At 65.1% G+C, this 14,143-nt stretch carries 14 protein-coding genes and 1 pseudogene; 9 read left to right on the top strand and 6 right to left on the bottom strand.

Annotated features, from left to right (window positions below; translation table 11 throughout):
- Positions 1 to 269: 269 nt before the first annotated feature.
- From ACW5F0_RS04710 to ACW5F0_RS04700, 3 genes are all read left to right on the top strand, one after another.
- Positions 270 to 1,367, top strand: a complete 1,098-nt coding sequence (locus ACW5F0_RS04710) for an endonuclease/exonuclease/phosphatase family protein (protein WP_456999151.1) — start codon at positions 270 to 272, stop codon at positions 1,365 to 1,367.
- 204 nt (positions 1,368 to 1,571) lie between these two features.
- Complete coding sequence (locus tag ACW5F0_RS04705) at positions 1,572 to 2,039, top strand: hypothetical protein (protein ID WP_456999150.1); 468 nt, start codon at positions 1,572 to 1,574, stop codon at positions 2,037 to 2,039.
- Between the two features lie 25 nt (positions 2,040 to 2,064).
- Positions 2,065 to 2,352, top strand: a complete 288-nt coding sequence (locus ACW5F0_RS04700) for a hypothetical protein (protein WP_456999148.1) — start codon at positions 2,065 to 2,067, stop codon at positions 2,350 to 2,352.
- Positions 2,353 to 2,458: 106 nt separating this feature from the next.
- Here ACW5F0_RS04700 and ACW5F0_RS04695 read toward each other — a convergent pair whose 3' ends face one another.
- Positions 2,459 to 2,746: a hypothetical protein gene (locus ACW5F0_RS04695; RefSeq protein WP_456999147.1), complete on the bottom strand. Its 288-nt coding sequence runs from the start codon at positions 2,744 to 2,746 to the stop codon at positions 2,459 to 2,461.
- A 476-nt stretch (positions 2,747 to 3,222) separates the two neighbouring features.
- Here ACW5F0_RS04695 and ACW5F0_RS04690 point away from each other — a divergent pair, with 476 nt between their 5' ends.
- From ACW5F0_RS04690 to ACW5F0_RS04680, 3 genes are all read left to right on the top strand, one after another.
- On the top strand, positions 3,223 to 3,687 hold the full coding sequence (locus ACW5F0_RS04690) for a DUF2884 family protein (protein WP_456999146.1): 465 nt from the start codon (positions 3,223 to 3,225) through the stop codon (positions 3,685 to 3,687).
- Between the two features lie 303 nt (positions 3,688 to 3,990).
- Positions 3,991 to 5,319 (top strand): hypothetical protein, encoded by a 1,329-nt coding sequence (locus ACW5F0_RS04685; RefSeq protein ID WP_456999144.1) that lies wholly within the window; start codon positions 3,991 to 3,993, stop codon positions 5,317 to 5,319.
- A gap of 103 nt (positions 5,320 to 5,422) precedes the next feature.
- The gene (locus tag ACW5F0_RS04680) at positions 5,423 to 8,077 is read left to right on the top strand and encodes a TonB-dependent receptor (protein WP_456964853.1); all 2,655 of its coding nucleotides are present in this window, start codon (positions 5,423 to 5,425) and stop codon (positions 8,075 to 8,077) included.
- 43 nt (positions 8,078 to 8,120) lie between these two features.
- Here the strand turns inward: ACW5F0_RS04680 and ACW5F0_RS04675 are convergent, their stop codons facing one another.
- The 4 genes from ACW5F0_RS04675 to ACW5F0_RS04660 form a co-directional block, all read right to left on the bottom strand.
- Complete coding sequence (locus ACW5F0_RS04675; RefSeq protein ID WP_456964852.1) at positions 8,121 to 8,600, bottom strand: VOC family protein; 480 nt, start codon at positions 8,598 to 8,600, stop codon at positions 8,121 to 8,123.
- On the bottom strand, positions 8,597 to 9,040 hold the full coding sequence (locus tag ACW5F0_RS04670) for a VOC family protein (protein ID WP_456964851.1): 444 nt from the start codon (positions 9,038 to 9,040) through the stop codon (positions 8,597 to 8,599). The genes ACW5F0_RS04675 and ACW5F0_RS04670 overlap by 4 nt, the downstream gene beginning before the upstream one ends.
- Positions 9,041 to 9,101: 61 nt before the next feature.
- The gene (locus ACW5F0_RS04665) at positions 9,102 to 9,659 is read right to left on the bottom strand and encodes a beta-eliminating lyase-related protein (RefSeq protein WP_456964850.1); all 558 of its coding nucleotides are present in this window, start codon (positions 9,657 to 9,659) and stop codon (positions 9,102 to 9,104) included.
- Positions 9,660 to 9,769: 110 nt separating this feature from the next.
- A complete protein-coding gene (locus ACW5F0_RS04660; RefSeq protein ID WP_456999143.1) occupies positions 9,770 to 11,266 on the bottom strand; it encodes an FG-GAP repeat domain-containing protein in 1,497 nt (498 codons plus the stop codon).
- A gap of 339 nt (positions 11,267 to 11,605) precedes the next feature.
- Between ACW5F0_RS04660 and ACW5F0_RS04655 the strand changes: the two genes are divergently transcribed.
- From ACW5F0_RS04655 to ACW5F0_RS04645, 3 genes and pseudogenes are all read left to right on the top strand, one after another.
- Positions 11,606 to 12,196, top strand: a complete 591-nt coding sequence (locus ACW5F0_RS04655) for an NADPH-dependent FMN reductase (protein ID WP_456999142.1) — start codon at positions 11,606 to 11,608, stop codon at positions 12,194 to 12,196.
- A gap of 13 nt (positions 12,197 to 12,209) precedes the next feature.
- Entirely contained in the window at positions 12,210 to 12,482 is a 273-nt protein-coding gene (locus tag ACW5F0_RS04650) for a hypothetical protein (protein WP_456999141.1), read from the top strand.
- Between the two features lie 248 nt (positions 12,483 to 12,730).
- Positions 12,731 to 13,048 (top strand): annotated as a pseudogene (locus ACW5F0_RS04645) (aminotransferase class V-fold PLP-dependent enzyme); the annotation flags it as partial.
- 218 nt (positions 13,049 to 13,266) lie between these two features.
- Here the strand turns inward: ACW5F0_RS04645 and ACW5F0_RS04640 are convergent.
- Positions 13,267 to 14,061 (bottom strand): DUF4019 domain-containing protein, encoded by a 795-nt coding sequence (locus tag ACW5F0_RS04640; protein ID WP_456999140.1) that lies wholly within the window; start codon positions 14,059 to 14,061, stop codon positions 13,267 to 13,269.
- Between the last annotated feature and the right edge of the window lie 82 nt (positions 14,062 to 14,143).

Here is a 14,143-nt window from a genome sequence, read left to right as displayed (position 1 = left end):
ACCTCGCCCAGCAGTGCTGCGTACTCGGCGGGGCTGAGCCCAAGCCCGTCGGACGCGAAGTTCACGCGCTTGAACAATGTCGCGGTGGCGTTTGCCGTGGCAGGTATGCCCAGTGCGGACAACATGGGCGACGCGGCGGCAGCTCCACTCACGCCAAGGAAGCGGCGACGATCCATGTGTAGTCCTCAGGGCAGGGCGTGGCGGCAGCGACGCCTGCCATAAAGCATAACCAACGCCGCGCCCACCTCGCCGGTCACGTTGCCGTGGTTTTGCGCGATTCAAACAGGCGGCCACTTTCCGTCTGTCGGCACGTTGTCCAACTGGAGCGCCGCAGGCGCAGGAGCCAGCCATGGACCACGCCCAGTACTCCGTCGCCGCCATCCAGGACATCGTCCGCCTTCGCCGCCGAATCGCCCCATGCCGGCCTGCCGCCGCGCCGCACCGACGCCAACGTCATCGTCGGCACCTGGAACATCCAGAAGTTCGGCGGCTTCCATCCCGACTGGTCGGAGAATCCCGGCAGCCCCAAGCGCAACCTGCGGGCGCTGGCCGTCATCGCCGAGGTGGTCCGCTGCTTCGACGTGATCGCCCTGCAGGAGGTCCTGCGCGACACCACCGCGCTGCGCCATCTGATGACGCACTTCCTCGGGCCGCACTGGGCGGTGCTGCTCACCGACGTCAGCGGCGGCGACAAGGGCAACTCCGAGCGGCTGGCCTATCTGTACGACACCCGCCGCGTGGTGCTGTCGGGGCTGGCGGGCGAGATCGTGCTGCTGCCCACGCCCGAGGGCCTGCCCGAACAGTTCGACCGCACGCCCTTCATCGCCGGCTTCCGCGCCGCCAACGAGCATTTCACCCTGCTCACGGCCCACATCCGCTACGGCAGCGTGCCCGCCGACCGCCTGCCCGAGCTGCAGCGCATTGCCCGCTTCACCGCGCAGGAGCTGCGCGCGCGGGCGCGGGCCGGGCAGAGCCGGGAGGAGCCGAACCTGCTGGTGCTGGGCGACTTCAATATCGACAAGCGCCAGGGCAACCCGTTGTTCGACGCCTTCGTCGAAACCGGTCTGTGGGTGCCGGTGCCGCTGCAGGCGGTCAAGACCACGACCGGCAAGACCGCCAAGCACTACGACCAGATCGCCTGGTTCCAGGGCGAGGACTTCGGCCTGAAGCCCAGCGGCCGCGCCGGCGGCATCGACTTCGCCGGCGCGGTGTACCAGGAGCTGTCCAACGCCCAGGTCTCACCGCGCGTGAGCGACCACCTGCCGCTGTGGGTGGAGTTCACCACCGACCGCAGCGAGGAGGGGATGGCGCGGGTGCTGGGGGTGGATATCGATGGGCCGGAGCCGTTTGCCGGGGTGCTGGATTGAGGCGCGTAAGTGACTTGGAGTGACTGCAGCAGCGCGTGGAAGCGGGGACTCCGCATGCCGGATCGGCCGAACCGTGGCGGCGGAGGACACAGGTTCTCGCACGCTGTCACGTAAAGCGCGTTTCGCCGCAAGCTTTGTAAGCTCGCTGAGCGAGGCGTAATGTGGAACGCTCGCCGGGAGGGATTCTGGATGCGTGTACTGGGAATGATGGCGCTGCTGGGTCTTGCGGCGTGTGCCGGGTTGGGGACCGCGGAAGTGCCAACCGAGACGCCCTTCGCTGGTGCGTGGGAGTCATGCGAAGGCGTGGCATCGAGTGAGGAATGCAGCCGCTACCTGCTGGTGCAGCGCGCCGATCGCATCTGTGGGACCTGGTCTTACCTCGCGTCCGGCAAAGTGTATGAAGGCAGGGTCGTAGCTCGCGCAACATCCTCGAACGAAGCGCGCCGCACCCAAGTGTGTGGTCGTCCAGGCGCCGAGACCGATACGGAATGCGGAGACGGATGGCAAGGTATCGACAAGCCACTGCGGCTCTGCGACGGCAATCTCGGCGATCTGACAGCCGCGGATGGCGCATGTCTCGCCGACTATCGGGCAGTGCCCACCCAGCAAGGCGAGTGGGATGCATTGCAGGCGCAACCTTGGGTGGAGAACTGCCTTTCAGACGGCAAGTAGCGAATGACCCATAAGGAGATGGATCATGACGGACCCGAATCCTCTTACCTTGAATGAGCTGCGAGCGGCCGCCTACTTCGCTGTAGGGGTGAGTTCGGAAGGCAGCGTTGCAGGTCGTGATGTTGCCTACCGCTTGAGCTTTGCTGGCAACGTCAGGGCAGGCGGACGCATGGAGCCAGTGGCCAACAGCGGCTACTCATTCGGCACGCTACAGATCGATCTTGGCCAGCATCCGGATGTGGCTCGCGATCTACTGGACGGCTACCAAAACAGCCGATCCGCTGATCGGGCCGGTGGCGGCTCACCGTCCTGACACGGCGAGTCCTGATCTCGGCTTTGAATACGACACGATGCGATCCCTGTTCCTCACACCGGAAGCCTCACGTAGGTTCATTGCAGCACTCGACAGGGGCGCGTCGCTAGCCGAAGGCAACCCACAGCCGCAGGCTAACGGGAGCCGGCAGGCAGGCTTCTATGTTTCGGGCAATGACTTCGTACATTGGAATCGTAACGGCCAAGGACAGGCTTTCATCGACGGGCAGTGGCGTCGAATCGATCCAGCCAGCTTGGCGCGCGTGCGGAATGGCGACGGCACGACCGAGTTGACAATCAACGAAAGTGGCGTGCACGTGACGTTGTTGCGTGTCGATCCCCGAGTGCCGGCTCCGCGCGCGGACATGGCGACGACTCCAGACGAGATCAGACATGCCATGAACGGACGAGGCCGGGAGTTTGCTGACACGCTCCTCCAACGTATGGATGAGGGGTGCACAGGAGAACCTTTGGAGACTGCTGGCTTGCATCAAGGCCTAGCTCCAGAGCGTGAGCGCCAAGGATCCGTACGAGCACCCGCGAGCCCGTTCGATAGCCCGTACCTCAATCGCGTGCTCGCCGCTGTTGCAGTAGGAGAGGACGCAGACGTGAGTCGGATCTTGCAGGAGTTTGCACAGTCCCCCAAGGGGGTTGCGTTCACCCAGCGTGGGGAGCAGCTTTTAGCTCGCCACGAGGCAGATGAGCGTGTGGTTGAGCAGCTGTTCGATAGTCAGAATCGAAGTGACGGAATTGGAAGGGGTTGAGCACGATCAAGCATGCACGCCATGCCAGGTGCCACTGGAACCGCCTCTTTGCGCTCCGCCGGTGAAGCGGAGGAGGCACCTTTGCTGCTGGCGAAGGGCGATGTGGCGTGCGACGAGGGCTGGTCGAGATCAGCGACGGCACGCTCCGCGTGGACGGCAAGCCTCGTGCCGTGTCGAAAGCCGATGCCGCGCGATTGCAAGCGATAGAGTCCGGCGTGCGCGGCATGCTGCCTGAGATCGCGGCCGTCAGCTGCGAGGCCACCGGGATCGCCTTCGATGCGCTGGGCGAGGTGAACGCGGCGCTGACCGGCAACCGGCGCCAGGCGCGCGATTTTGAGCGCCTGCGCGAGCGCGCGCTGGCCCGCGTGGATGAGATGGCCGGCCGCGGTGAGTGGCCCTCCAACGATTTCGGCGACGAGTTCGAGGCCGAGATCGCGGCAGCGGCCGAGACCTGTGCGGCAGCCTGGAGCAAGTGCAACAGCTGCAGGATGCTATGGAGCTGCGGCTGGACGACGGCAGGCCGCTGCGGGTCTTCAAGATCCGCCAGGGACGGGATGGTGGTCGACGCCTGACGCTGCTGCGTCCGCTCCGCGGGACGGAGCCGTTTGCCGGATCGGAAGTAAACCCACCGGCGCTGACGCCGTCCTTTCCGCCAAGCCCGTTCTCCAGGGCACCCCGGGGCCACGAGAGGTGTCGAAGCCAGGCCAGGTAATGCGCGAGTCATGCGTGTGCAATGTTCATTGCGTTCAATGCTGCGCTTGCCAAGTGACGCAGGAGAAGGAGTCTCCGCCGCATCCGATCATCCCCTTCCTGATCATGGGGGCATGTGCATCGATGACAGCACTCGGCGCATCCTTCCCACCCGAGTGATTTGAATGACGCTCCTGAAAAGCATCCGGCCTGCGCGCCTGCCCGTTGGCGTGGCCCTGGCCACCGCTGCCTTGGCAGCCACACTTTCGTTCCATGCATCGGCCAGCGAGTACCGGCAGGGCCAGTGCGGCGAGTTCACCATCGCCGTCATCCCCGACACCCAGAACTACATGGACTTCAGCCACCAGAAGTCCCACGGCTTCCCGATCGACGCCGCTGAGCTGTACTTCGAGCAGATGCAGTACATCGCCGACAACGCCAGGAGCAACGGCGGCGATATCGTGTTCGCCACCCACGTCGGCGACATCTGGCAGAACCGCGTCATGCGCATTGATCCGGGCCACGCGGCGCGGGGCTTCAAGGCGGCGCCCGATTCGGTCACTGGCGGCAAGCCGGACCTCTATCCCGAAGAGGTCCGGAACCACGAGATCCCGACGGCGGTGAAAGGCTTCGAGATCATCGCCGGCGCGCTGCCGTTCTCGGTGGTCCCGGGCAATCACGACTACGACGCGGTCTGGACCGACCCGGCACATCCGCCCCTGCCCGAGGCCGACCCGATGGCGCCGGAGATCCGTCACTTCGGCGGTCTGACCGGCTTCCTCTCGGTTCTTTCGGCGGAGTCCGACTTCTTCCGCGACCAGCACTGGTACATCGCGTCCAACGACGGCGGCGCCGACAGCGCCCAGGTCTTCACCGCTGGGGAGTGCAGGTTCCTGCATATCGGTCTGCAGTACGACGCGCCCGACAGCTCGCTTGCCTGGGCCCGCAGGGTCATCAAGCAGAACCCTGGACTGCCGACGATCGTGACCACCCACAAGTACACCAACCGCGACGGCGAGCATGCGGTGGGCGGCTCGCTGGACATGAGCCTGCTGGATCCGGTCGACAACAATCCGCAAATGGTCTGGGATGACTTCATCAGCCAGCACGACCAGATTTTTCTTGTTCTCAGCGGTCACATCGGGGGACAGGGCTACGGTGTCGACTACAACGACGAGGGCCATGAAGTGCACCAGATGCTCGCCGACTATCAGCCGCGTGCACAGGTGGCGAGGTCGCACGACCCGGACGGCAAGTACCCGGGAAACACCCAGACCGGTGACGGGTGGCTGCGCCTGCTGACCTTCGATCTCGACAGTCCGCAGCCAAGCGTCAACGTGCGCACCTACTCCACGCACTTCGGGAAGCTCAGCTCCGAGATCCCCGAGTACGCGCCCTGGTACAAGGCCGGCGAAAGGCGGGCCGAGCTGAGTGACGCCGAGTTCCTTGCGCGCGACGAGTTCGAGATCGGGCTGGCCGATTTCCACGGGCGGTTCCAGGGCGCCGGCGAGTAGACCCGGAACGCAAGGCACCACCCCACACGCGTTACCCAACCCCGCCGGATTGTGGCGGCCGCTGCCGTGCGGCCGTCACGGCTGTTCAATGGAGATATTCGAGATGTCCGCTCTTGCTTCGCGCACGTTCCATCGCGCCCCTCAGAACACACCGCGGCGCCGCGCCCTGACCCTGGCATTGGCAACCGCCATGACCTCGGTGGTGCTCCCCACAGCCGCCCAGGAGACGGGCGCCGAGGCCACGGCCACCCAGTTGGACACCTTGGTGGTGGTCGGCTCGCGGATGCAGGCCAAGGAAGAGATCGACACCCGGCGCGAAGCGGTCGCGATCGTGGACTCCCTGTCCGCCGACGAGATCGGTGCAATGCCCGACCTCACCATCGCCGAGTCGCTGCGTCGCATCACCGGCGTGACCACGGTGTACAACGATGACATCGGACAGTTCGCTTCGATCCGCGGCTCCCACCCCGACTTTGTCCCGGTCACCATCAACGGCCTGACGATTGCCACCACTGGCGACCACGGTGAGGGCACCCGCAAGGTCAACCTGCAGGTGATCCCGACCAACGCCGTGCAGCAGCTCCAGGCCTTCAAGACGCTCTCGCCCGAGCTTGACGCCGGCGCGCTTGCCGGCCTGATCAACATCGTGCCGTCCAGCGCGTTCGACATGGGTCAGCCATTGGTCAACGCGACGCTGGGCACCAGCTACTCCACCTATATGGATGTGCCCGACGACAACAGGGGTGGCCGCGACGGGGTGAGTTCCCCCTGGGGCCGTTCAGCGAGGCTCGCCTGGGCGCCGACCTTTGCCAACGACACCATCGGTCTGCTGGTGACCGGCGTCTATGAGCAGCGCCCGCGGACCCAGTCCAACAACGCGATCCCGAACCGCATGTACTACAACGACGCCGGCAGTATCACCACACCGGACTCCGCGGATTGGAACGGCATCGGCGCCCCCGACGGGTTTACCGCCCACAGCTACACGAACGTATTCACCAAGCACGGGGGCACCGTGAAACTGGACTGGAGGCCGAACGAGCGGTTCAACGCCTCGCTGTTCGGCTTTGCCTATCTGTCCGACGAGCAGGAGACGCGGAACAGCAACCGGATTGTCACCCTCGACCAGCACCGCGACCAGACGGAAAATACTGGAACCGCCAATATTCGCGCCGCCGACACGCAGTGGCGTTTCAACGACTTCAACCGCGACCAGATGGGCATCCAGGGCCGGGTTGAATGGGATCTCGCGGACAAGGGCCGGCTCAGCGCGAATCTGGGCAGGTCCAAGGCGTGGTACCGGTCTGACCGTCCGTTCTCGGCGTTCCGTGTCCAGAACGCAGGCCGGCTCAGCTACGACCTTGCAGACCCGGGCCACATTTTCGTTCCTGACGATGGTGGCGCCCTGCTTGATCCCGGCAAGTTCACCAACTGGAACGTGTACAAGGACCGGCGCGAAGCCAATTCCTATGTCACCGAAGCCAAGGTCGATTACGGCTTCAACGATGGCTCTGAAGATAGGGGCTGGGGCTTCTCAACGGGCCTCAACTACCGGGTCTGGGATATGGAGCGCGACAACACCGCCACCCAATATGCAAGGGGCCAAGTGACGCTGGAGGGACTGGCTTTCACTCCAGACTTCGACACTCCCGGATACAGCTGGCCGGCGCTTTGGCTGGATGCGGACGAGTTCTGGAAGAACGTGATCCCCGGCATGGAGATTGACGAGGAAACGTCCCTCTACAACTCTCTGGCGAACGATTACCGATACCGCGAAAAAGTTCTCGCCGGCTACGTGAATGGCGTGTACGCCACGGATGACTTTCGCGTCAGTGGCGGCCTGCGCCTGGATCGTGCCGAGTTCGATGCGGAAATGGCGAGCGTGGCCGGTGGTGTGGTCCAGCCCGGCAAGGCGTTCGCGTCGGGCAGTGACACCGAAGTCCTTCCTTACCTCAACGTGATCTGGTCGCTGTCGCCGGATTTCCGCATCAAGGCATCGGCGTCGAAGACCCTTGGCCGCGCCAACCCGGAAATGATCGCAACAGTCGAGAATTTCAATGACGAGGAATTCACCGTCTCGCGCGGCAACGCCGGTATCAAGCCACGGCAATCAACCAACCTTGACCTGGGCATGGAGTACTACTTCCACCAGGGTCTGGGAATGGTCACGCTGACCGGCTTCTACAAGGACATCAGCGACGACATCCTCAACATGTCGTGGCAGGAAACCATCGAGGATGAAACCTGGACAGTGACCTCGCCGATCAATGGTGAAGACACCACCTACAAGGGCCTGGAGCTGGGTGTGATCCACAGCAGCTTCGGGGGTCTGCATCACGCGCTGGCACCGCTGGGCGCTTCCGTCAACATGATGTGGATCGACGGCAAGTCCTCCTATATCTACGGGGAAGGGATCCACGAGATCGACCAGCTCCAGTACCAGTCGAAATTTGCCGGCAACGCCGCGGTGTTCTGGAGCTTCAACAAGGGCTCCGAACTGCGTTTGGCGGTCAACCACCAAGGCAAGTACCTTGAAAGCTTCGACGCCAATCCTTGGGACACGCTCTGGATCCAGCCGTTGACCACGGTCGACCTGACCGCGAAGTGGAACGTGAGCTCCAACCTGCAGCTTCGACTCAGCGGGCGGAACATTTTCAGCAAGAGCCGCGGGCGCACGATTGGCCCGAACCACGACATGTTTCGCGCTGGCCTCGAGATCGGCTCGACCTGGTTCCTGGACATGAACTACCGCTTCTGACTTCTTCCTGCATGGGGCCGCAGGCCCCATGTAGGACGGCGACTCAGCCCCGCCGCGCGGCCTCGATCGCGGCGACATCGATCTTGCGCATGGTCATCATGGCGTTGAACACGCGCTTGGCGGCGGCGCGGTCCGGGCCTGTATAGGCCTCGGTCAGGACGCGCGGGGTGATCTGCCAGGAGATGCCCCACTTGTCCTTGCACCAGCCGCATTCGCTTTCCTGGCCGCCGTTGCCGACGATCGCGTCCCATAGGCGGTCGGTCTCGGCCTGGTCTTCCGTGGCGATCTGGAACGAGAACGCTTCGCTGTGCTTGAACGTGTCGCCGCCGTTGAGGCCAAGACAGGGGATGCCGCACACGCTGAACTCGACCGTCAGCACGTCGCCTTCCTTGCCGGACGGGTAGTCGCCGGGCGCGCGGTTGACGGCGGTGACGGCGCTGTCGGGGAAGGTCTGGGCGTAGAAGTTGGCGGCATCGAGCGCGTCGCGGTCGTACCACACGCAGATGGTGTTCTTGGCGATCATGGCTGCGGGGTCCAGTCCGCGGCCGGTACGGTGTTGACCATCCACGGCACGCCGAAGCGGTCCACCAGGGCGCCGTAGCCTGGCGACCAGAAGGTCGCCTCGAACGGCATCACCTGTTTGCCGCCTTCGGACAGCTGTTCGAACCAGCGCCGCGCCTTGTCGATGTCATCGGTGTGCACGGTGACGTCGAAGCCGTTCTTGGGCTTGTCGACATTGGGCGCCCACTCGACGTCCATGTCGGCGCCCATCAGGGCCTGGTCGTCGACCTCGAGCCAGCAGTGCATCAGCCAGGTCTTGTACTTGTCGCCGCTGATCGGCATGTCCGGCGGCGCATCGGCGTAGGGGATCGCGGCGGTGATCTTGCCGCCCAGCACCTTGGCGTAGAACTCGAACGCTTCGCGGCATTGCCCCTGGAAGCTCAGGCTGGTCACGATCTTCATGGCTCTTCCCTGTGTCCGGTGGAGGAGACGCCTGAGTACGCCCGCGTCCGTTATGCGGGTGTCATCGGGCGCACTCCCGCGCTGGTCGATCGATCGCGATCACGCCGACGCGGGTCTCGACCCGGCCGCTCTCGGAGCGCGCCAGCCAGCCCTTCACGTCTTCGACGGGGAGGGTGCTGCTTCCTTCGGCCAGGGGCACGAGGTTCAGCCCGCTCAGGGTCTGCGCGCAGTCGCCGCTGTCGTTGTAGAAGTGGCTTTCTGCCTGCACGAGCACGCGACGATCGTCCCCGGCGAGCTTGCGCACCGCGAGGTGGTTCGCGAGCGTTCCGGTGGGCAGGTAGATCGCGTCGTCCTTGCCGAGCAGCCGGGCGAACTTGCGTTCCAGCTCACGGATGACGCCGCCCTGTGAGTAGTAGTCGGGTTCTAAGCCGTCCTCCGCCACGACCTCGCCCAGCAGTGCTGCGTACTCGGCGGGGCTGAGCCCAAGCCCGTCGGACGCGAAGTTCACGCGCTTGAACAATGTTGCGGTGGCGTTTGCCACGGGGGAAGTGCCCAGTGCGGCCAACATCGGCGACGCGGCGGCTGCTCCAGTCACGCCAAGGAAGCGGCGACGATCCATGCGTAGTCCTCAGGGGCAGGGCGTGGCGGCAGCGACGCTTGCCATCAATCGTAACCAGCGCCGCGGCCACCCCACCGGGCACCGTGCCGTGGGCTTGCGATGGGCATGAACTACCGCTTCTGACTCCTCTTCACTTGGTGTGGGTGGGACAGTGGGGGAGGGAGCGACGCTTCGAACAGCACCCGCTTGCTCGCCACGTTGTTGTCCGTGCGGAGTTCGGGCCAGTCGTAAAGCACGCGCGCGGTGCCCGTGACCATGGTCTGCGCGGCCGAGGTGGTGAGGACGAAGGGAAACTGGCGCTCGTGATGCGCGCCCGCTGCGAGCGCCGGCATCTGGCAGGTGATCGCGAGGGAGCCGTTCCAGGCCTGGGACGTGCAGTCGCCCGGGAGGGTGTCGCCACTGACCGACCCGAGGCGCGGTTCGAGGCGGAAGGTCAACTTGTAGGCCGCGGCCTGCAAGGTGCCGCGGTTTTCCACGCGTATCGCCGCCGCGCCTGCGTTGAGGCCGGTGAACACCGCAAGGTCGGTCCCCAGTGATGAATTGCGGCCGGCCCTGTAGGAGATGCCTCCGCTGGCGTCGCGCAGCACGATGTCCCTCTCGCCATCGCCGTTGACGTCGCCAAGGGCGTAGCTCGCGGTGTTGCCCAGCTCGTGCGTGACCGCGGGAGAAAATCCACCGCCGGCACGCCCGAGTCGGACGACCAATGCCTGGTCGAAACTTCGGGTGAAGACCAGCACGTCCTGGTGGCCATCGCCATCCAGGTCAGTGGCCAGCACTTCGTCGACGCTGACCAGTCTCCCACCACCAAGGGGCTGCTTCAGACGATACGCGCCGTCATTGCCCTGCAGGTGGAGGACGACCGAGTACGTCGGCCAGGACCCCACAGCGTGCGCGAGGTCGATGCGGCCGTTGCCCCTGAAGTCGGCCACCGCGAACCGGTCATCGAAGCTGGCCCGGACCAGGGTGCGGGGCGACTCGGCGAAGCCCGTGCCCTCGTTGCGACGGACCTGGAACACGTCCCACGCGTGGTAGACGAGGTCCTCCCTGCCGTCGCCATCGATATCGGCCAGCTGGAACATCGAGGGGTAGGCGTTGTATCCGTGCCAGGTGATCTGGCCGAACCCGGCTTCGCCGTCGCCGTGGAGGATGGCGATGTTGCCGTAGTTGTCGTTGCCCACAAGGTCCAGATGGCCATCGCCGTTGACATCGGTGAACCTCATTTCGCGCAGCACTTCGGTCGTGGAAAATGCGTCCACCGTGAATGCGCCGCCGTCATTGCGGAGCACGGCCAGCTCGCTGCTCGGGTAGTCACCGTAGGGCACGAGGATGTCGAGGTCGCCGTCACCGTCAAGGTCAGCCAGCGCAAGCCCCTTGCCCGCGGCGTAGTAGTCGGTCGGCTCGGGGTGGTAGTCGATCGCGACAGGCGGCGCGAAGCCGTTCGCGATCTGTGCGTAGAGGATGACGCGGTTCCGGAAGTGGGACTGGCCGCCGCCGAGCGCGAGCACATCGTCAAGGCCGTCACCGGTCACGTCGCCTACCGCCACCGCCTTGGCGTCGATCCCCGCGGGAGCGATCGCGGAGACCAGCTCGAATCCATGATCAGCCATGGCGGTCGTGCACACGCACGACAAGATCATGGCACCTGCAATCTGCCTGTACATTCTGGATTTCCCCTTGTAGTGGATGCGTTGGCTGCCTTCCGATGGGTGTTCTGCGATACCGCCAGGTGCCGCGCGCCATCGACATCGTCCGCTCCCATGGCCCCCGCGGGAAGAATACAGCCCTCCTGCGGGGGCAGGCGGCGATGGGTGGCTGGGGCGTCACTTGTGCCGGCGCGCAGGTTGTGGCCTGTCGGATGCTTCATGCCTGATCGACGAAGATGGCGCCATGCATGGATCCCCCGGCCTCCCCTGCTAAAGACTCTTCACTACCGCGAAGGCAAACTCATGTCCGAACGCATCCTGGTGTTCTACGGCTCCTACCGCAGCGACCGCATGGGCATCCGCCTGGCCGACTACTGCGTGCGCACGTTGCAGGCACGCGGAATCGACGCCGAGCTGATCGACGCAAGGGCGGTGGATCTGCCGATGCTGGACCGCATGTACAAGGAATATCCGAAGGGCCAGGCGCCCGAGGCGATGGAGGCGCTGGCCGGCAAGATCCGCGGCGCCGACGGCTTCGTGTTCGTCACCGGGGAATACAACTGGGGCATGCAGCCGGGCCTGAAGAACCTGACCGATCACTTCCTGGAGGAGTGGTTCTGGCGTCCCGCCGGCGTGGTCAGCTATTCGGCCGGGCGTCTGGCCGGTGCGCGCGCGAACGTCGCCTGGCACGGCACCTTGTCGGAAATGGGCATGGTGGTGATCTCAAGCACCGTGGAAGTCGGACCGATTGCAAAGACCCTGGACGATCAAGGGCAACCAGTCGATGCGGCCGGCAAGTCGCTTGAAAGGAGCTTTGCCCGCTTCGCGGATGACCTGGCGTGGTGGACCGAGGCCGCGCGGCTGCAGCGGCAGCGCAGGGCGCCGCCCTATTGAGGAAGAAACCCCGGTGGAAGAGATCGTTGAGGGCGTGGTGACCGTCAATGGCCGCGGCCCGCTGCGCGCCCCGTTGACGCTGATGCACTTCGCCAGCTTCTTCATCGCCAGTCACCCGGCGCGGGTGCAGGCGGAGATCGCCGACTACCTGGGCGCGCGACCGCAGGACGTCTGCCTGACCGGCAACACCACCACCGGCCTGGCGCTGGTGTACCAGGGCCTGCCGCTACGGGCCGGCGACGAAGTGCTGTGCACCACGCACGACCACTACTCGCACCCACCATGAGTCGATCCGCCTGGCCGTCGAACGCGCCGGGGCGAGCATGCGCATGGTCCCGCTGTTCGAGGACGAGGCGTCGGCCACCACCGATTCGATCATCGACGCGCTGCTCAAGGCCATCGGCCCCAAAGCACGGGTGGTGGGGCTGACCTGGGTGCATTCCAGCAGCGGCATCCGCCTGCCGATCCGCGTGCGCGCACGCGCCGGGAATTGGGCACGCCTACGAGCACTAGTGGGCCGCCGCCGCGGCGTTCCGCATGCACAAGCAGATGGGGCGCGCGCACGTGGCGGCGCGCATCCGCAAGCTCAACGATCAGTGCAAGTCCGGGCTCGCCGCCAATCCGAAGGTGAAGCTGCACACTCCGATGTCGGGAGAGCTGTCAGCGGGGCTGGTGTCGTTCGAGGTGGAGGGCGTGGCGCCGGCGGAGATGGTGCGGCAGCTGCTGGCGCGCAACATCATCGCCAGCACCAGTCCCTATGCCGTCACCTATGCCCGGCTGGCGCCGAGCCTGGTGAACACGAGTGACGAAGTGGAGCGCGCGGTGCGGGCGGTGCGGGAGATTTCAGGGTAGGGCTCATGCCTTGCCGCGCGATTCGCAAGGCCGCTGATCGCGACGTAGTGTGGAACCCTCGCCGGGAGGGATTCTGGATGCGTGTACCTGTTGGTGCAGCGCGCCGATCGAGTCTGTGGGACCTGGTCTTACTTTGCGACCGGCAAGGTGTATGAAGGACGGGTTGTTGCTCGCGCGATGGTCCCGGACGCGGCAGCGCGGCCGTGGCTGTGTCGGCACTAGTCCCGGCACATCAACTGCGCGCGCATGCTCGCGACCTGCTCGGGCGAGAGGCCCGCAACGTTGTCCGGTGTGACCTGGGCCTTCTCTTCCCGGACGATCAGATACCCGCCGTCTGCCTGGCGCAGCCACATGACATAGCCGCAGGTGAACCCCTGGCTTGGGTAGGTCACGCCGTAGTCGACCGCGACATATCGGCCCAGCGATGGCGCATTCGCGGGATTGTCGTACCAGGTGGTGCGGACCAGGCGCGTTTCCGCACCGGGTCCGACCTTTGCATTGAAGGCGCTGCGGGTGGCCGCCCACTCTTCCGGTGTCGCGTAGCTGGCCATTTCGGGCGAGAGCAACTGGTACGCGGCGTCCGCGTCGGCGTTTTCCTTCGCCGTGAAGTAGGCCAAAGTAAGTGCGTTGATGATTGCCGCGTCGTCTTCGGTCGGTGGGCTGTCAGGCGCCGGTGGCACCGGCATGGAGGCCGTTTCGATGGTCTCCTGCGGTGCGTCGTGACAGGTGATGTCGTGCGAGTAGCGCAGCGATTCCGGCCCGGGTGTGTCCGACGCCCCGAGTTGGCTCCACGCTTCAAAGCGGTACTTTCCGAAATGCGGGAACCGGGCTCCACAGGTCGTCAGTGCTTCGGGCGTGATCGCGACCAGTCCCTCCCCGGGATCCATCGTGCCGTGAACAACGGTGCTCAAGGTGTACCGGCCATCGCCGTGGTCCTGCACTTGCACGGCTTCCCCGGCGATCGCGGTCGCGGACAGCAGGGAAAGAAGTGCGGGGACCTTCCATCGGCGCATCGGGGCACTCCTGCTCAATAGTTGTAGATCGGGGTCGCTGGGCGAGAATACCCGTTACGGTCTGCTTTCTTGGCTGGGGATG

It is taken from the genome of Luteimonas sp. A534 (assembly GCF_054072805.1).
This window is presented reverse-complemented; position numbering and strand designations above follow the sequence as displayed.